Source organism: Priestia sp. 40 (genome assembly GCF_049368575.1).
Taxonomy (GTDB): domain Bacteria; phylum Bacillota; class Bacilli; order Bacillales; family Bacillaceae_H; genus Priestia; species Priestia zanthoxyli.
This window is the reverse complement of sequence record NZ_JBMPZA010000016.1, coordinates 56632-74039: the sequence shown is the minus strand read 5'-3', so window position 1 is coordinate 74039 and position 17408 is coordinate 56632. Positions and strand designations below refer to the sequence as shown.

At 37.8% G+C, this 17408-nt stretch carries 20 protein-coding genes; 16 read left to right on the top strand and 4 right to left on the bottom strand.

Features of this window, described 5'->3' with window-relative positions:
- The first annotated feature begins 113 nt into the window (after window positions 1-113).
- The gene (locus ACO1DI_RS18775) at window positions 114-593 is read left to right on the top strand and encodes a GNAT family N-acetyltransferase (RefSeq protein WP_181170484.1); all 480 of its coding nucleotides are present in this window, start codon (window positions 114-116) and stop codon (window positions 591-593) included.
- A 36-nt stretch (window positions 594-629) separates the two neighbouring features.
- Here ACO1DI_RS18775 and ACO1DI_RS18770 read toward each other — a convergent pair whose 3' ends face one another.
- A complete protein-coding gene (locus tag ACO1DI_RS18770; RefSeq protein WP_140450775.1) occupies window positions 630-911 on the bottom strand; it encodes a phospholipase in 282 nt (93 codons plus the stop codon).
- Window positions 912-1016: 105 nt separating this feature from the next.
- Window positions 1017-1448 (bottom strand): MarR family winged helix-turn-helix transcriptional regulator, encoded by a 432-nt coding sequence (locus ACO1DI_RS18765; protein ID WP_116738315.1) that lies wholly within the window; start codon window positions 1446-1448, stop codon window positions 1017-1019.
- Window positions 1449-1638: 190 nt separating this feature from the next.
- Between ACO1DI_RS18765 and ACO1DI_RS18760 the strand changes: the two genes are divergently transcribed.
- From ACO1DI_RS18760 to ACO1DI_RS18750, 3 genes are all read left to right on the top strand, one after another.
- Entirely contained in the window at window positions 1639-2043 is a 405-nt protein-coding gene (locus tag ACO1DI_RS18760; RefSeq protein ID WP_014460345.1) for a CidA/LrgA family protein, read from the top strand.
- Complete coding sequence (locus ACO1DI_RS18755; protein WP_423145545.1) at window positions 2013-2705, top strand: LrgB family protein; 693 nt, start codon at window positions 2013-2015, stop codon at window positions 2703-2705. Before ACO1DI_RS18760 ends, ACO1DI_RS18755 begins: the two co-directional genes overlap by 31 nt.
- Window positions 2706-3098: 393 nt before the next feature.
- Complete coding sequence (locus ACO1DI_RS18750; RefSeq protein ID WP_115653736.1) at window positions 3099-3971, top strand: STAS domain-containing protein; 873 nt, start codon at window positions 3099-3101, stop codon at window positions 3969-3971.
- 78 nt (window positions 3972-4049) lie between these two features.
- Here ACO1DI_RS18750 and ACO1DI_RS18745 read toward each other — a convergent pair whose 3' ends face one another.
- Complete coding sequence (locus ACO1DI_RS18745; protein WP_423145544.1) at window positions 4050-4526, bottom strand: hypothetical protein; 477 nt, start codon at window positions 4524-4526, stop codon at window positions 4050-4052.
- 68 nt (window positions 4527-4594) lie between these two features.
- On the bottom strand, window positions 4595-5167 hold the full coding sequence (locus ACO1DI_RS18740) for a GNAT family N-acetyltransferase (protein ID WP_014460341.1): 573 nt from the start codon (window positions 5165-5167) through the stop codon (window positions 4595-4597).
- Between the two features lie 241 nt (window positions 5168-5408).
- Between ACO1DI_RS18740 and ACO1DI_RS18735 the strand changes: the two genes are divergently transcribed.
- From ACO1DI_RS18735 to ACO1DI_RS18680, 12 genes are all read left to right on the top strand, one after another.
- Window positions 5409-7691 carry a glycosyltransferase family 39 protein gene (locus tag ACO1DI_RS18735; RefSeq protein ID WP_423145543.1) on the top strand — a complete coding sequence of 761 codons (2283 nt, stop codon included), beginning with the start codon at window positions 5409-5411 and terminating at the stop codon, window positions 7689-7691.
- Window positions 7692-7704: 13 nt separating this feature from the next.
- Complete coding sequence (locus tag ACO1DI_RS18730; protein ID WP_042992145.1) at window positions 7705-8670, top strand: glycosyltransferase family 2 protein; 966 nt, start codon at window positions 7705-7707, stop codon at window positions 8668-8670.
- Window positions 8663-9067, top strand: a complete 405-nt coding sequence (locus ACO1DI_RS18725; protein WP_423145542.1) for a GtrA family protein — start codon at window positions 8663-8665, stop codon at window positions 9065-9067. Before ACO1DI_RS18730 ends, ACO1DI_RS18725 begins: the two co-directional genes overlap by 8 nt.
- Window positions 9064-9951, top strand: a complete 888-nt coding sequence (gene galU, locus ACO1DI_RS18720; RefSeq protein WP_423145541.1) for a UTP--glucose-1-phosphate uridylyltransferase GalU — start codon at window positions 9064-9066, stop codon at window positions 9949-9951. Before ACO1DI_RS18725 ends, galU begins: the two co-directional genes overlap by 4 nt.
- A 144-nt stretch (window positions 9952-10095) precedes the next feature.
- Window positions 10096-10770 (top strand): response regulator transcription factor, encoded by a 675-nt coding sequence (locus ACO1DI_RS18715; protein ID WP_014460335.1) that lies wholly within the window; start codon window positions 10096-10098, stop codon window positions 10768-10770.
- A 1-nt stretch (window position 10771) separates the two neighbouring features.
- On the top strand, window positions 10772-12151 hold the full coding sequence (locus tag ACO1DI_RS18710) for a sensor histidine kinase (RefSeq protein WP_209369039.1): 1380 nt from the start codon (window positions 10772-10774) through the stop codon (window positions 12149-12151).
- A 362-nt stretch (window positions 12152-12513) separates the two neighbouring features.
- Window positions 12514-12678 (top strand): YezD family protein, encoded by a 165-nt coding sequence (locus ACO1DI_RS18705; protein ID WP_013056824.1) that lies wholly within the window; start codon window positions 12514-12516, stop codon window positions 12676-12678.
- A 343-nt stretch (window positions 12679-13021) separates the two neighbouring features.
- Window positions 13022-13174, top strand: a complete 153-nt coding sequence (locus ACO1DI_RS18700) for a Fur-regulated basic protein FbpA (protein WP_013056825.1) — start codon at window positions 13022-13024, stop codon at window positions 13172-13174.
- Between the two features lie 252 nt (window positions 13175-13426).
- Window positions 13427-14491 carry a sulfate ABC transporter substrate-binding protein gene (locus ACO1DI_RS18695; protein ID WP_423145540.1) on the top strand — a complete coding sequence of 355 codons (1065 nt, stop codon included), beginning with the start codon at window positions 13427-13429 and terminating at the stop codon, window positions 14489-14491.
- Window positions 14492-14585: 94 nt separating this feature from the next.
- The gene (gene cysT, locus ACO1DI_RS18690; protein ID WP_423145539.1) at window positions 14586-15422 is read left to right on the top strand and encodes a sulfate ABC transporter permease subunit CysT; all 837 of its coding nucleotides are present in this window, start codon (window positions 14586-14588) and stop codon (window positions 15420-15422) included.
- Between the two features lie 12 nt (window positions 15423-15434).
- Complete coding sequence (gene cysW, locus ACO1DI_RS18685) at window positions 15435-16301, top strand: sulfate ABC transporter permease subunit CysW (protein ID WP_014460330.1); 867 nt, start codon at window positions 15435-15437, stop codon at window positions 16299-16301.
- A gap of 19 nt (window positions 16302-16320) precedes the next feature.
- Entirely contained in the window at window positions 16321-17394 is a 1074-nt protein-coding gene (locus ACO1DI_RS18680; RefSeq protein WP_014460329.1) for a sulfate/molybdate ABC transporter ATP-binding protein, read from the top strand.
- Window positions 17395-17408: the final 14 nt, after the last annotated feature.

The window sequence follows — 17408 nt, the reverse complement described above, 5'->3', positions numbered from 1 at the left end:
TCTTTTACTTATTGGAGACAACAGGTAGTATAAACTTAATAAATAAAAAAGGAGGAAGGTACGTGGAAACCCCCGTTTTGGTGAAACCAGATGCAGCTTATCGAAATGCTTATATGAGTTTTTATAATGAATGGAAAGAAAGCGGAGAAAAAATGATTCCGTGGGTAATTGCTAAAGACCCTACTCACTTTGAAGGAATGATTCAAGAGTTAATAAATGCCGAAAAAGGGATCGGATTAAAAAAAGGATATGTACCGGATTCTACCTATTGGCTAATGTATAAAGAAAGAGTGATAGGCGTAGTTAATATCCGTCATGAACTAAGTGAATTGCTCCGAAACAGCGGGGGGCATATAGGTTATGGTATTCGGCCAAGCGAAAGAAAAAAAGGGTATGCAAAGCTTCTATTAAAGTTATCTCTTCAAGAGATCAGAAAGCTAGGAGTTCAACGGGCATTAGTAGTGTGCGATGATTGGAACACCGCTTCTCGTCAAACTATTTTGGCAAACGGTGGTATACAAGACGAGGATTATATAGAAGAAAACGGAGCTGTTGTTCAGCGCTTTTGGATTCATACGGATAAAATAGTATAAAAAAGAGATGAATTTTTTAATTCATCTCTTTTCTGCTTAGTCATATTGTTTTAAAGCTAACTTCAGCCGCATATAGGTATACATAGCGTATGCCTGTCTTCCTTTTAAACTGTACGGATTTACTTTGGGGCAAAGACAGTCAAGAAATTGCTCATCACATGAGCGGCATGATCCGTAATCTTCATAGCATAAATCATGGTATTTACAGCAGCAGTCTACATCATTTACGGGGCATCCCGGACCACTGCATCCGGGGCCACACCATTTATAGCCGGGGAAGAGGCAGGGCGTGGCTTTCCGTTTATTCGGAACAGACATAATCATACATCCTTTTCAATAGTCTCTTTACATTAAATGCAAAAAAGAGAAAAGAGAAAGGGACAAACACCTTGCAGCAGCAGCCTAATTTTCATGAATTTCTATTTAATCGATAAATGCGTCATTCATCCGCATTAATAGTTTGCCAAACAGCTCCTTTTCTTCACTTGACCATTTTTTTAACATACTATGATAGCGTTCAAGGCGCATTTGCTTATCGGTTTGCAGCATTTGTTTCCCGCGTGTTGTGATGTCAAATAGGCTGACTCGTCCATCCGAAGGATCAGAGGAGCGAGAAATAAGCCTTTTATTTTCTAAAGCAGCAGCCTGTCTAGAAAGAGTTGAAATGTCGAGTTTAAACGCTTCTGCCAGTTCTTTTACACGAGCTGGTCCAAATTCATCTAGTTGCCGCAGTAATAAATAAGCTGATCTTTCTAGGTTTCCTATTTTATTTTCAGAATTATCAAGATAGACCGCTCGTCTAATAAAGGTAGTAAGTTCATATTCAATCAATTCAATTGAATTCTTTTCTTGCATCATAATCGCCCCTTACAAAATCATTCATTGACAAAGAAATATATACTTGTATAATACAAATGTATATATAGTTGTATAGTACAAGTAAAAGTAGGTAAAGTAAAGGTGTTTATATAGTTAAATGTTAGACAACATGACAAAATAAAGAGAGGAGGGCAGCTGTTCTTTATTTATAGGACAGTGACCTATAATGAAAGTGATACGAATCATTTTACAAATTGCGATTCTTTATGCTTTTTCTATGATTGGCGAAGCTGTTCACCATATGCTTCATCTACCTATTCCAGGCAGTATTATAGGCTTAATTTTAATGCTCATTTGCTTAACGTGCAAAGTTGTTCCCATCAAAATAATTGAAGACGGAGCAAGTTTCTTGTTATCTTTTTTACCGCTATTATTCATACCAGCTATGGCAGGTGTGATGAATTATCCTTCGCTTCTTTCAAGCAGCGGAGCGGTTCTATTTTTAATTATTGTGCTTAGTACGATTGTTACGATGGCCGCCGCAGGGACTGCCAGCCAACTTTTGGAAAAGAAATCGAACAAACGAAAGGAGAAACAACAGTGCAAGAATTCTTTATCGCGGTCCTTATAATCGTAGCTACAGTTGCTTTGTATCTAGTCATGGCAAAAGTATACGTGCGGTTCTCCTATCCGATTCTTATTCCTGTTTTAACTACAACCATATTCGTTATTCTTCTTTTGCTTGCTTTTCATATTTCCTATGATGAGTATATGATTGGAGGCAAATGGATTAATTCACTTCTAGGACCAGCTGTTGTTGCATTAGCGTATCCACTCTATAAACAGCGTGAGATGCTAGTAAAATACAGCGTTCCTATTATTGGAGGGGTATTTGTAGGTTTATTCGCAGGCATGATCAGCGGACTTGTGTTTGCTGAAGTATTTGGCGTTGATCGAAGCCTGATTTTATCCATTATTCCTAAATCTATTACTACCCCGGTAGCGATTCAAATTGCCACAGGACTAGGGGGCGTTCCATCGATGACCGTGGTATTTGTTATGATTGCAGGCTTTTCAGGGGTAATCCTTGGACCGCTACTTTTAAAATGGATTAGGATCAAAAGTTCTTTAGGAAAAGGCATTGCACTAGGCAGTGCTTCTCATGCCCTAGGAACTTCTAAAGCATTTGAATACGGTGAGCTAACGGTATCGATGAGTTCAGTATCAATGACGTTAAGTGCTGTATTAGGATCGGTTTTTGGACCGATTGTCGTCTGGCTATTCCAAGTGTAAGGTGAGATAAAAGAAAGTCAATATAAAAAACGAGGCTGAGACAAAAGTATGTTAGTTAAAGTTGAACGCGAACTATCTATTGAAAGGTGATGGATAGTTCGTGTTTTTTTATGATCATCGTAAACGTAGATTTAATGTATGTAATGACTTCTAACTGTTGATTTCGTTATGTCCCCATCTCGCTTTTTATATAAAAGCATAAATTTTTTCCGAAGCAAATTTTAAGTTGTGCGGCTCTTACTCTGATACTATAATAAAAAGAAAGAAAATTCATAAAATAACCGCTTTTTTGTTATTTTTAGGAAGGCTAGTCAATTGTCGGGTGGGTAAGTAGGCTTAGTCAAAGTTATATACGCAGTAAAAATAGCAGAAAAGAGGAGCTGAACGTATTTTATGAAAGAGGAGCTCGTGTATATAGGAAAAAAGATTCTTGAACATAAATATAGCTTGTCAGAAAAATTAGCCGAACGTTTAGATGCTACACATACGCTAAGTCTAGAGGAATTGAAAGAAAAGAAAATTTTGAAGTGGCGAGTGTTAATTATGGAATACTTTGGAAGATCTCTATTTGAAGAACAAGAGACTTTACTTAAACTTGTTAAAGAATGGGCACTAGAAACGGGAAAATATGCAGTGGAAAAAAATATTCCTTTAGAAAAAGCACTAGGTATCCTTCCAATCTATCGCAGCGTTATTTGGGATGTATTTACACGAGAACTAGAGGAGCATCAGTTTGCTGCAATTACCATGCTGCATGTCAGTGAACGAATTGATCCACTTTTAGATACGGTAACATGTGTTTTTGGTCAAATTTATGACGAGCATAATCGATATATGATGAATTTAGCTTATACGTCACTAGAAGAACTTTCAGTTCCGCTCGTACCCGTTACAAAAGGGATTGCTATTATGCCCATTATTGGAGAAATTGATACCCACCGCTCGCAAGTTATTATGGAAACCTGCTTAAAAAAAGGGACAAGCCTTCAATTATCTTATCTTATTTTGGATATTTCAGGTGTCGTGATTATTGATACAATGGTAGCAGACAATCTTTTTAAAATTCATCGATCTCTTAAATTGGTGGGAGTGGAAGCTATTATAACGGGGATACGACCGGAAATTGCCCAAACGGTAGTGAAACTAGGAATTGATTTTAATCAAATTAAAACAGAAGCAAATTTAGAAGCGGCGCTTTTAAAAATTGGGTTTATACGCCCTGAAGAACATAAACGCGCGCATGTGTCATCGCGGCGCATAAAATGACCGGCCATAAATATGGATTTCAGCAGGTAGAAAGTAAGAGCATAGTAAAAAAGCGGATGTTAATCAACATCCGCTTTTTTACTTGATAAATGCCATATGCCATGGCAGCACAAAAGCATAAACGAGGAAGTATACCACGATTGAATAGATAAAAAACCAGCCGTTTAAATGCATATAGCCACTTTTAATCATTCCGTATTCTATGAGTAGTGAACCCGCGCAAAAGAGAAGGGATAAAACCCATTTATTTTTAGCTGTTAAGTAAGCCAAAAATAAAATGGAAAGGGAAGGTGGAATAAACGTATAACTTAGAATATCTCCAAGTCCTGTAACTTTTGGATCCCCCAAGTCAATCACGTTAAAAACACGCGTAATGATAACATCACAAAGCCATCCGACAAATCCAACTGCGCTAAACGTGATATAAAAATCTCGCCAAGTTAGCTGTTGTTTAAATAAAACAAGGGCAAGAATAAATAAGCATAAACTAACGGTAACTGGAAACCACAAACCATGTGCAGATAAGTCTAAATGCTGAATTGCTTGCTCCAACATTGTTCACCTCAAAAGGAAGAGTTAGTGTTGAAGTTAGCCTATGTTATGGAAAGTATTTTATACATTTTCTACGCGTTGCGCGTATATTCTTCTCGCAAGATTGAATATAACTTTAAGTCTTGGTGAGCTCCCTTAATAAACATGGCTTTTCGAATCGTTCCTTCATAAGACATACCGATTTTTTTCATCACTTTCTCAGATGCGGCATTCTCAACAAAGCACCTCGCCTGAATGCGGACCAAATCCATTTCTTCAAATCCAAACGCAATTACTTTTTCAGCTGCTTCCGTAACAAATCCCTTATTCCAATATGCTTCAGAAATCGCATAGCCAATTTCCGCAATGCGATGAGTAGGGTTCCAAGTGACAAAGTCAATGGTGCCAATACATTTTTTCAAGGCTTTGATTTCCATAGCCCAAGGAGAAATAGATTGGTTGCTGTACTGCTTTAAAACGAAGGAAACAAACTCTTTTGTATCTTGAAGCTTTCGGTGCTTTTCCCAATTTACATATCTGCTTACCTTTTCATTTGAGGCATATTCAAACATGTCACGCACATCTTTTTTGGTAACTTTCCGCAAGCGGAGTCTTTCTGTTTCTAGTGTGGGTAAATTTCCGTATATATCTTTTACTTGAATCATAAAGTTGTCTCCTTTCTCGGCAAGAAGTGGATGAATTGTTGATAAGAATGTTTCATAGAAGCTGCAGCATCCAAGAAAGATGCTTTTCATTTCATGTACTTGATTCTTTAATTGTAAAATATTTCATTGCTGAGCGTAAGAGGTCAAATAGCTTTTTAAAAAATAAAAACATTATTTTTACTGTTCATAATCAGTTCACATAAGCTTGTTAGACTAAAGTCAGAAATTACGAAGGAGTGAAATGAAACACATGAACAGTGAAGTGAAAGAAGAACGGACTTCAAACAAAAAAAGAATAGACTTATTTTTAGTTCCAATTGTTTTAATTGCAGCGTTTTTGAACTTATTTAAAATTTGGACAGATGAATACGCCAACGCTTATTACACGGCAGCTGTCAAAAGTATGCTTCAAAGTTTTCATAATTTCTTTTACGCATCTTTTGATCCAGGAGGCTATGTAACGATTGATAAGCCGCCGGTTGTGTTTTGGATTCAGACAATTAGCGCCAAAATATTTGGATTTCACGGGTGGAGCGTTATTTTACCGCAAGCCTTAGCGGGCATCGGTTCAGTTCTTTTACTATACGTACTCGTAAAACGTACGTTTGGCGTATGGGCTGGGAGGTTTGCTGCTCTTGGTATGGCTTTGACGCCAATTGTGCCGGCGGTAAGCCGAACAAATAATATTGATAGTATGCTTGTGTTTACATTATTAGTAGCAACGTGGATGTTGTTTCGTGCTGTGCGTACGGCTAAATTTGGCTGGGTGTTAGCGGCTTTTGCGATGATCGGTGTTGCATTTAACATGAAAATGCTTCAAGCATACATGGTTTTACCAGCATTCTATGTTTTCTATGTAGTGGCGACCAAAATTACGTGGAAAAAGAAAATTGCTTTTTTAACAACAGCAACTGCACTGATGCTTGCTGTTTCTGTCTCATGGGCAGTTGTAGTAGATTCAACTTCTGCTGATAAGCGGCCTTATATGGGAAGCAGTCAAACAAATTCAGTTCTAGAGCTTGCTTTTGGATATAACGGTATCAATCGTTTAACTGGAAATACAAGCGTGACGGGAAGCAGTCATAAACAGCCTGCTCAAGCTCAGCAGCAAACAGCAAGCAATGAAACAAAACAAACTAGTAATTCAAATGCTGAGTCTTCACAAAGCTCAAATCAAAGCAAGAGCAGCTCTTCTAAAAAGATGCAGGCTCCAGGTGGAGGAAATCAAAACGGAATGTTCAACACAGGGAACCCTGGTCCATTCCGACTGTTCCAAAAAGGATTATCAGATCAAATCAGCTGGTTATTGCCATTTGTAATCTTCTCAATCGTAGGTCTATTTGCAGGAATGAAATTTAAAGGACCTTACACAACAAAACAAAAAGAAAGTTTATTTTGGTTAGCGTGGCTGCTGCCAGTAGCTGTTTTCTTTAGTATCGCAGGATTTTTCCATCAGTATTATTTAATTATGCTGGCACCTCCAATCGCAGCATTTGCAGGAGCGGGAGCAGTAGCTTTATGGAGTATGTACAAACAGCGTAATGGTTGGAAATCATGGCTGTTGCCGGGAGGTATTTTAACAACAGCAGCGCTTCAAGTATATATCATGTCTCCTTATGTCAGCTCAATCGGCGTAGCGCCAATTGCAGGTGTAGGGGCACTGGGCGTCATTTTAGCTCTTGTTTTAGCTATTCGTAAAGAGCGTAAAAATTCTGTAACGAATTATTTAGGAGTAGCAGCAATGGTTGTCTTGCTTGCAATGCCGGCGTACTGGGCGATGACACCAATTATTTATGGTGGAAATAGCATGCTTCCAGCAGCAGGTCCTGATTCTTCAAGCGGTATGGGAGGACCTCCAAGCACAGCAACGAATAGCAAACAGTCTGGCTTTAACGGCATGCAGCCTCCAGGAAGCTCTAGCAGCAATTCATCTTCAAACAATCAAATGCAGCCGCCAACCGGTTCATCGAACGGCGGTCAAATGCAAATGCCGGGCGGTTCGTCCAATAATGGTCAAATGCAGCCTCCAAATGGTTCGTCAAGTAGCGGTCAAATGCCAGGAGGCTCGTCCAATAATAATGGTCAAATGCAAATGCCAAGTAGCTCTTCAAGCAAGTTATCATCTTCAAAACGAAAAAGTGGAGGGATGAACGCAGAAGTGAACAAAAAGTTACTAAACTATTTAACAAAAAATAATACAGGCGAAAAATATTTATTTGCCACAACGGATTCAACTTCAGCTGCGCCTTACATTATCAAAACGGGCAAGCCAGTCATGGCAATGGGAGGATTTAGCGGTTCAGACCCAATTTTAACGGTGAGTAAATTAAAAGCCATGATTAAAAAAGGTGAAGTGAAATATTTCTACTTGTCTGGAATGGGCAAGGGAGGTCAATCTGACGTTATCACGTGGATTAAAGAAAATAGTAAGGAGATTCCTTCTTCCAAATGGCAGTCTACTTCATCAAGTGCTCAGCAAGGGCCATCTGGAAACGGAACATTATACGAAATAACGCTTAAATAAGGAGGAGATGAACATGAGTTCAATTATTAAATATTCTATTGTTGTTCCTGTCTACAACGAAGAAGAAGTGATTCATGAAACCTACCGCCGTCTAACAGAAGTGATGCGTTCAACGAAAGAAGCTTACGAGCTTCTTTTCGTGAACGACGGCAGTAGAGACCGAACAGCAGAAATCATTAAAGAGTACAGTGAGCAAGACCCAGCGGTTGTTTTATTAGATTTTGCCCGTAACTTTGGTCATCAAATTGCTATTACAGCTGGTATGGATTATGCAAGAGGAGAAGCGGTTGTTGTGATTGATGCTGATTTGCAAGACCCGCCCGAATTGATTTTAGAGATGATTGAAAAATGGGAGCAAGGGTTTGACGTTGTATACGCTAAGCGTACAAAGCGAAAAGGAGAAACATATTTTAAAAAGCAAACGGCTGCTATGTTTTATCGTTTCTTACGTGCGATGACCGATATTGATATTCCGCTCGATACTGGGGATTTTCGTTTGCTGGATCGTAAAGTATGCAATCAAATGAATAGCATTCAAGAAAAAAATCGCTTTGTTCGCGGATTAGTAAGCTGGGTGGGCTTTAAGCAAATAGCAGTAGAATATGAGCGAGACGAGCGTTTGGCTGGGGAGTCCAAATATCCTTTGAAAAAGATGTTAAAGCTTTCAATGGATGGTATTACATCTTTTTCATATAAACCATTAAAGCTAGCTAGCTATGCTGGTGTAACGCTATCTGGTATTGGTTTTATTTATCTTTTAGTAGTACTGTATTTGAAGTTGTTTACAGAAAGCACCATCACAGGATGGTCGTCATTAATTGTCATTCAGCTATTCTTTAGCGGCATCATTTTAATCATTCTTGGTATGATCGGAGAATATATTGGACGCATCTACGATGAAACAAAAAATCGTCCGCTTTATATCGTCCGTGAAAAATATCAGTTTGAAACACGCAAGGAAGTATCTCTTCGTGACTAACAAATGGCTACCTTTGATTAAATTTGCGATAGTAGGAGTTGTGAATACACTGATTGATTTTGTAGTATACGCACTTTTAACAACAATCGGTGTTAACTACATACTAGCGCAGTGGATTTCATACAGCGCGGGGATTTTAAACAGTTATGTCATGAATCGTAAGTGGACGTTTAAGAAAAAAGAAAAAAGCAGTAAGCGTGAAGTGATTTCATTCGTGGTCGTGAATTTAATCACTTTATCCCTAACATCTTTTCTGTTGACTGTTCTATATAGTAAATGGGGTATACCACTGCTAATCAGTAAACTTTTAATTACAATCGTAAGTGTCGGTATCAATTTTATTGGCACCAAATTATTTGTATTTACTACCAAAAAAGAAAGAGGGATTCATATATGACGATAAAAAAAGCAGTTATTCCAGTAGGCGGTTTAGGAACTCGATTTTTGCCGGCGACAAAAGCACAGCCGAAAGAAATGCTGCCAATTGTTGATAAGCCTGCTGTACAATATATTGTAGAAGAAGCTGTGAAATCAGGTATTGAAAGTATTATTTTTATTACAGGCCGAAATAAAAAATCAATTGAAGACCATTTTGATAAATCAATTGAATTAGAGCAAATGCTTGAAGAAAAGCACAAGTACGAAATGTTAAAAGAAGTACAAACGATTTCATCAATGGCCAGCATTCACTATATTCGTCAAAAAGAGCCGTTAGGACTTGGTCATGCTATTCTTTGCGCCGAGCAGTTTATTGGAGATGAGCCGTTTGCCGTTCTTCTTGGAGACGATATTATGACTTCTGAAGAACCTGCCCTTAAACAGATGATCCAAGCGCATGAAACGACTAATCAATCAGTTATCGGAGTTCAAAAAGTGGATGTTGAAGAGGTATCGAAATACGGCATCATTCAGCCAAAAAATAAATCCGGCAGCCTTCATGAAGTGAATGACTTGGTTGAAAAACCATCGATAGAACAAGCTCCGTCAACTATTGCCGTTATGGGCCGCTACATTTTAAACCCTTCTATTTTTTCTTATCTAAAAACGATTGAAAGAGGGGTAGGAAATGAATTACAATTAACAGATGCACTGCGTGTAGTATGTGAAAAAGAGAGGCTGTTTGCTCTTGAACTGGAAGGGAAACGCTTTGACATTGGAGATAAGGTAGGCTATATGAAAGCAATGGTAGAAGTGGCGTTAAAGCGTAAAGATTTACGTCAAACGTTTTTATCGTATTTGGAAGGAATTGTAGAAAAAGAACGAGCAAACAACTTCAGCTAATAAGAGTTAATCAGTTTGTTCATATTCAGTTCATATTTGAAGTATAAAATCATTGTATGATCTTATGTGGCTCTCTGTTTACTATAAACAGAGAGCTTACTGTGCGTAAAAGCTGGACAAACTTAGGGATAGGGAGAGACATGTATGATTCAAATATTAGTTGCAGATGATGATCAACATATTCGAGAGCTGATATCATTATATTTGGAAAATCAAGGATTTAAAATTATAAAAGCAGCAGATGGTGAAGAAGCGTGGGCGAAAATGGAAGAGTTTCGAATTGATCTAGCGGTCGTTGATATCATGATGCCATTTAAAGACGGATGGGAACTAACAAAGGAAATTAAGGAGTATTTTGATATACCGGTTTTGATGGTAACAGCTAGAGGCGAATCGCATGATAAACTAAAAGGATTTGATATCGGAACAGACGACTATGTCGTCAAGCCTTTTGATCCTCAGGAAATGGTTGCTCGTGTAAAGGCGCTTTTACGCAGGTACCGAGTAGAAGCCAACAATATAATCTATATGGGAAATATAAAATTAGACCGTACCAAATTAGAGATGAGTGCAGGAGAAACAAGCGAACAGCTTCCGCTAAAAGAGTTTGAATTACTGTTCACGTTAGTTAGTTCTCCAGGAAAGATTTTTACTCGTGATCAGCTTATTCAATTAATTTGGGGATATGATTATGAAGGCGATGAGCGCACGGTAGACGTTCACATAAAACGTCTGCGAGAGAGGCTTAATCATATGAAAAACGTCGGTATGGAAATCAAAACAATTCGCGGACTAGGCTATAGAGCAGAAGGGTGTTAACGTGAAATCAATTTATGTAAAGCTGGTTCTGTCATTCATCATTACGATTTTATTGAGCGTTGTGATTACCGTTGTCGTCACGACATTTCTTAGCAAGCAGAAGCTCGAAATGCGATTAGGTCAGGATATGGTGAAGATGGGAGAAGATTTTATCGATTTGTACGGAGCAGAAGACTCCGACAAAGCTGCAAGGTTTTTATCTAATTCATCATTCATTCATTTTTCGTTTATTATTATTGATGATCAGCATAAAGAAAAGGTATTAGGGCAGCCAGGACCGCCTATTCCAATTACATCGAAAGAAGTAGATCAAGTATTAGAAGGGAAGCGTTATTCTAATTTAAACGAGGAAAAAGGTGATCGTCCACAGCCAAACGTAGTGGGTCTTCCTTTTCAAGAAAATGGACGGTCGTATGCTCTATTTATTCAGTCTCATCCACAGCGGCAGTTTTCAGTTATTCAAGATGTTCAAAATATCCAGCTTATTACGATTTTATTAGTAGGTATTGTATTATTTGCATATGTTTCAACGATTATTATTAAACCGATTAAGCGTCTCAGTACGGCGATGAAAGTTGTCGGAAAAGGCGAATACAATGTGCAAGTCGAGCACGCAGCGAATGATGAAATCGGCCTGTTAACTAAAAACTTTAATCAAATGACTAAAGAATTAAACAAAATAGAAACCATGAGGCAAGAGTTCATTGCTAGCGTTTCGCATGAAATTCAATCACCGCTGACCTCTATTCGCGGTTTTTCAGCGGCACTTAAAGACGATATCGTCAGTGAAGATAAAAAGATACAATATTTAACGATTATTGAAAAAGAAAGTACAAGACTTTCTCAGCTTAGTTCCAATTTGCTAAAGCTTGCTTCTCTTGACTCTGAACATCAAACGCTAATGCTGCAGCAATACCGGTTAGATGAACAAATCAGGCATGTGGTCATGGCTTTAGAACCTCAGTGGATAAAAAAGAACATAGAAATTGACCTTGATTTATCCAATGTTCAAATAGAAGCAGATAAAGATTTGTTAGAGCAAGTTTGGCTAAATTTAGTAACAAATGCTATTAAATATACGCCTGAACATGGATTTGTGACAATATCCATTTCTCTAAAAGACGAAAAAATAGAAGTGAAAGTAAAAGATAATGGAATTGGTATTGCCGAAGAAGATCAAAAATATATTTTTGAAAGCTTTTATAAAGTAGATAAATCCAGAACGTTAAAAGGAAGCGGGCTTGGTCTAGCTATTACCAAAAAAATTGTTCGACTGCATGAGGGATCCATACATGTAGAAAGCAAAAGTGATCAAGGAAGCACCTTTACTGTAACATTACCTATCCAAAAAAATAGGAATAAAAAAGACTCATCTGTGTAAATTCATACAGATGAGTTTTTTATAGATATAAAAAAATTTAATAATATCCATTTATTTTTTTAATCCCTACTTGACATATAGGTAAAGTGTAAATAATATAGATAGTATAAATCTTTTGAAAAAATTGGGATGCTAAAGAAGCTGATCGGTCAACCGAAGGCTCATACTTGTTCGCTACTAGTGTGGGCCTTTTCTGTACATTGGTTGTGGTCATTAAAATCTCAATCTTCAACTGAACATATGGGGAGGATTACCATGTATTTATCTTCTGCACATTATACAAGTACTTATAGATGTTGTTCGCCTTGTTTATTCAACTGCAACTAAAATATAAATTTATCTATGAATAGGAGAATGATAAAATGGCTTCGATTACACAAGAAAAATTAGATTATATTGTTAAATTACTAACTGAAATCAACTATGGATCTGTACTAATTACTCTTCACGACGGACAAATTACTCAGGTAGACAGCACGGAAAAAAACCGTTTTTTAGCTAAAAGCAAAGTAGCAAGCCACAAATAAGCCTATTTAAATACGTATTTAGAGAAACTGAAGGGCCGGCCTAGATAGCGAACGCTTGACGGCGGGGCAAGCAAGTACTGTACTAAACATAGAAAACGTGCGTATTCGAAGAAGAATTGACTTTCTTTCCGGTCAAAGATTTAGAATTTTTCGAATTAAAATTGAGTTATAGGTTATATGAGTATGACGATGAGAAGTGTAAAGCTGCTAAAGCAGCTTTATACTTTTTAAAATGATGAAGATCTGACAGTTTCATTCCTGTGCTGATCGGATTACCGAAGGCTTCTGACCTGTGTTAGGAGTCTTTTTTTATTCTTAAATTAATATAATAGGAGGAGAAAAGATGGAAAATTTATTACGAGCAGCGGTGCGGCAAAGAAAACAATACCTTATTGAAGAGTTACTGAAAAAAGGGATTTACAAAAAAGAAAATCATCATCTTTTTGAACTCACACTCTCTGACTTAGAAAAAGAGTATCAGGCACGCAGTAAGTAAGGAAAATACGCAAAAAGAACTAAAATAAGTGTAAAAAAGATTAAAAACCTAGTTGACTAATAGGTGAAGTGTGTTTATTATAAAAACAAGAATAAATTGTCTTTTCAGAAAGTATTTTCTTTTTATTCTTACTAATAAATTTAATAAGAATAATTTAAGAGCATATACGCTGATCAGACTAACTGAAGGCTGCTTCTCTTTTCAAAGAGATAGCGGCCTTTTTGTATTTTTTTATAAAAAGGGGAGTAAAACATGAAGAAAAAAGCGGTTCAGTTTTTAATGGTGCTGACAGCACTGCTCGTGGTGCTAGCAGGTTGCGGCAATGGAAAATCTACTGAAACAGCAGGGAAAGATAGTTCTACGAGTAAAAACGATTCAAAAAAACCGGTAGAACTTTTAAACGTTTCCTATGATCCTACACGTGAGCTTTATCAGGAGTTCAATAAGAGCTTTGCGTCTTATTGGAAAGATAAAACAGGGCAAGACGTCACGATACAGCAATCACACGGTGGCTCTGGTAAGCAAGGCCGAGCAGTTATTGACGGTTTAGAAGCGGATGTAGTAACGCTGGCGCTTGCTTACGATATTGATGAAATCGCTCAAACTCGCCAATTATTAAACAAAGACTGGGAAAAAGAATTGGCTCATAATTCTACACCATACACTTCAACGATTGTTTTTTTAGTTCGTAAAGGAAATCCAAAAGGAATTAAAGATTGGGATGATTTAACTAAAAAAGGTACCTCTGTTATTACGCCAAATCCAAAAACTTCTGGAGGCGCACGCTGGAATTATTTAGCGGCTTGGGCATACGCGAAGGATAAATACAACGACGATAACAAAAAGATTGAAGACTTCATGAGTAAGCTTTATGGAAATGTCGAAGTGTTAGACTCAGGTGCACGAGGAGCTACAACTACCTTTGTAGAGCGAGGCATTGGAGACGTGTTAATTGCATGGGAAAACGAAGCTTACTTATCGTTAAATGAGCTAGGAAAAGATAAATTTGAAATTGTAACACCGTCATTAAGTATTTTAGCGGAGCCGCCTGTTGCTGTAGTAGATAAAGTAGCTGAAAAGAAAGGCACGACAAAGGTCGCAAAAGCATACTTAAAATACCTATATACAGAAAAAGGTCAGGAAATCGCAGCAGAAAACTACTATCGCCCTCGAAATGAAAAAGTATTAGAGAAACACAAAGATCAATTTCCTTCTCTTAACCTAGTCACCATTAAGGATTTTGGTGGATGGAAAAAAGCTCAAGAAACGCATTTTAATGATGGGGGAACGTTCGATCAGATTTATCAGCCAAAATAATATGATTCATTAAAAAAGTAGAACGAGGAAGATACGAATGGTGATTCGTATCTTCTGTGTACATGTATCTTGAAAGCAGAGAGAGGTGTAAGACGTGAGCGTGTTACAACGACAGAAGAAAAAGAAAAGCATCTTACCTGGATTTGGGCTTTCTTTAGGTTTTACAATGTTTTATGCAAGCATCCTTGTTCTTTTTCCGTTAGCTATGATTTTTTTAAATACGGCATCTATGGGATGGAGCGACTTTATTAAAACTGTTACAGACCCTAGAGTAGTAGCATCGTATAAATTAAGTTTTGGAGCAGCATTTGCAGCCGGCATTATTAATGTTATTTTTGGAACCATTATTGCGTGGGTATTAGTGAGGTATCATTTTCCTGGAAAGAGGTTTATTGACGGACTTGTGGATTTGCCGTTTGCCTTGCCAACGGCTGTTGCCGGCATTGCCTTGACCACTCTTTACGTTCCGAAAGGATGGATTGGTCAATTATTTACGTTTAAAATCGCATTTACGCCTATCGGAATTATTATCGCTCTTACGTTTATCGGTCTGCCGTTTGTCGTCCGAATGGTGCAGCCGGTATTGCAAAACTTTAATACAGAGATCGAAGAAGCATCTGCTAGTTTAGGAGCCAGCCGAATGCAAACGTTCAGAAAAGTTATTTTTCCAGAGCTGGTGCCTGCTGTTTTAACAGGTTTTTCTCTTTCATTCGCAAGAGCGCTTGGAGAATATGGGTCGGTTGTTTTTATTGCTGGAAATATGCCGATGAAAACTGAAATTACGCCGCTTATTATCATGACAAAACTCGAGCAGTACGATTATGCGGGCGCTACTGCTATTGCATCAGTCATGCTCGTTGTATCATTTTTTCTGTTATTACTTATTAATATTATTCAATGGTGGACAAATCGTAAATTTGTACATAGTTAAGGAGGGATGACATTGGCAGGACATGTTCCAATGCAGCATGCAAAAACGAATGTGGAACTTAATCATTCTAGTTTAAAAGAGCCTAAAGTCGTCCGATGGCTGCTTACGTTTATTGCGCTTGCTTTTTTAGCTCTATTCTTAGTGCTTCCACTTATTACTATTTTTATGACAGCCTTTCAAAAAGGGTTGGAAACGTATCTAGCTGCGATTACGAATCCGGATGCTTTAGCTGCTATTAAACTAACGTTAGTTGTTGTGCTGATTACCGTTCCTTTAAATGCCGTTTTTGGCGTGGTAGCTGCATGGTTAATTACGAAGTTTGATTTTAAAGGGAAAAATATTTTAATTACGCTTATTGATTTACCGTTTGCCGTTTCGCCTGTTATTGCTGGATTGGTTTTTATTTTATTATTTGGTGCACAAGGGTTATTCGGAGAATGGCTGTTTAATCAAGATATTAAAATTGTCTTTGCTATTCCCGGTATTATATTAGCTACCCTTTTTGTAACGCTTCCGTTTGTTGCCAAAGAATTGATTCCACTCATGCAAGCTCAAGGGTCAGCCGAAGAAGAAGCATCGTTAACGTTAGGAGCCAGCGGTTTCAAAACTTTTTTTCTAGTGACATTACCTAATATTAAATGGGGCTTATTATATGGCATTATTTTATGTAATGCGCGTGCAATTGGGGAGTTTGGAGCTGTTTCCGTTGTGTCTGGGCACATTCGAGGAATGACTAATACGATGCCTCTTCATATTGAAATTCTCTACAATGAATATCAATTTGCAGCAGCGTTTGCGGTAGCATCTTTAATGTCAGTTTTAGCTATATTTACATTAATTGTAAAAAATATTATTGAGTGGAAAGCCAAACATATTTAAATAGGAAGGAGCTTATGAGATGAGTATCCATATTAAGCACGTATCAAAAAACTTTGGTGATTTTAAAGCGCTGGATTCTATTAACATTGATATTCAAACGGGTGAATTAGTAGCTTTGCTCGGTCCGTCCGGTTCTGGAAAAACATCTTTGCTTCGCATCATTGCCGGTCTTGAACACCTTGATCAAGGAGCTATTTTATTTGATGGAAAGGAAATTACGCACGTAAATCCAAAGGAGCGAAATGTAGGGTTTGTTTTTCAACACTATGCTTTGTTCAGGCATATGACTGTGTTTGATAACATTGCGTATGGTTTAAAAGTACGACCTAAAAAAACAAGGCCTGCTAAAATAGACATTAACAAGAAAGTAACCGAGCTGCTGCAGCTTGTGAAGCTAGAGCCGCTTGCAAATCGCTATCCCTCTCAATTATCCGGCGGACAGCGGCAGCGAGTGGCGCTTGCTCGAGCGTTAGCAGTGGAACCAAAAGTACTGCTATTAGATGAACCTTTTGGAGCTCTGGATGCAAAAGTTCGCAAAGATTTGCGCAGATGGCTGCGTAAATTGCATAATGACTTTCATATTACGAGTATATTCGTTACGCATGATCAAGAAGAAGCTTTAGATGTGGCCGATCGTATTGTTGTGATGAACAACGGGAAAATTGAGCAGATTGGAAGTCCTGAGGAAGTATATGATCATCCTAACAGTCCATTCGTGTACGATTTTTTAGGGAACGTCAATTTATTTAAGGGACGAATTCATAAAGGCAGGCTAAAACAAGGAAGCTTTGAAATGGATGTTCCAGAATTTAGCGGAAGAAATGAAGAGGCAGCTGTTGGATATGTGCGACCTCATGATATTCACCTTGAAAAAGTAAAAACAAGCGCAGATGCTGTTTCTGCAACCGTTAGCCATATTCATGTGATAGGACCTATCGTGCAAATTGAATTAAAAAGAGAAGATGCAGAAGAATTTTTAGAAGCTGAATTAAGCAAAGAGCATTATAAAACACTTAGCCTTCAAGTAGGAGAGCAGGTGTATGTAAAGCCTAAGCAGCTAAAAGTATTTATTCCAGAAGATTATTCTATTTGATAAAAAGCGTGAAG

What these genes read in the sequence shown, in the direction of transcription:
- ACO1DI_RS18775 (WP_181170484.1), top strand. Translation starts at nt 114, where the DNA reads ATGAGTTTTTATAATGAATGGAAAGAAAGCGGAGAAAAAATGATTCCG.
- ACO1DI_RS18770 (WP_140450775.1), bottom strand. Translation starts at nt 911, where the DNA reads ATGTCTGTTCCGAATAAACGGAAAGCCACGCCCTGCCTCTTCCCCGGC.
- ACO1DI_RS18765 (WP_116738315.1), bottom strand. Translation starts at nt 1,448, where the DNA reads ATGCAAGAAAAGAATTCAATTGAATTGATTGAATATGAACTTACTACC.
- ACO1DI_RS18760 (WP_014460345.1), top strand. Translation starts at nt 1,639, where the DNA reads ATGAAAGTGATACGAATCATTTTACAAATTGCGATTCTTTATGCTTTT.
- ACO1DI_RS18750 (WP_115653736.1), top strand. Translation starts at nt 3,099, where the DNA reads ATGAAAGAGGAGCTCGTGTATATAGGAAAAAAGATTCTTGAACATAAA.
- ACO1DI_RS18745 (WP_423145544.1), bottom strand. Translation starts at nt 4,526, where the DNA reads ATGTTGGAGCAAGCAATTCAGCATTTAGACTTATCTGCACATGGTTTG.
- ACO1DI_RS18740 (WP_014460341.1), bottom strand. Translation starts at nt 5,167, where the DNA reads ATGATTCAAGTAAAAGATATATACGGAAATTTACCCACACTAGAAACA.
- ACO1DI_RS18735 (WP_423145543.1), top strand. Translation starts at nt 5,409, where the DNA reads ATGAAACACATGAACAGTGAAGTGAAAGAAGAACGGACTTCAAACAAA.
- ACO1DI_RS18730 (WP_042992145.1), top strand. Translation starts at nt 7,705, where the DNA reads ATGAGTTCAATTATTAAATATTCTATTGTTGTTCCTGTCTACAACGAA.
- galU (WP_423145541.1), top strand. Translation starts at nt 9,064, where the DNA reads ATGACGATAAAAAAAGCAGTTATTCCAGTAGGCGGTTTAGGAACTCGA.
- ACO1DI_RS18715 (WP_014460335.1), top strand. Translation starts at nt 10,096, where the DNA reads ATGATTCAAATATTAGTTGCAGATGATGATCAACATATTCGAGAGCTG.
- ACO1DI_RS18705 (WP_013056824.1), top strand. Translation starts at nt 12,514, where the DNA reads ATGGCTTCGATTACACAAGAAAAATTAGATTATATTGTTAAATTACTA.
- ACO1DI_RS18700 (WP_013056825.1), top strand. Translation starts at nt 13,022, where the DNA reads ATGGAAAATTTATTACGAGCAGCGGTGCGGCAAAGAAAACAATACCTT.
- ACO1DI_RS18695 (WP_423145540.1), top strand. Translation starts at nt 13,427, where the DNA reads ATGAAGAAAAAAGCGGTTCAGTTTTTAATGGTGCTGACAGCACTGCTC.
- ACO1DI_RS18680 (WP_014460329.1), top strand. Translation starts at nt 16,321, where the DNA reads ATGAGTATCCATATTAAGCACGTATCAAAAAACTTTGGTGATTTTAAA.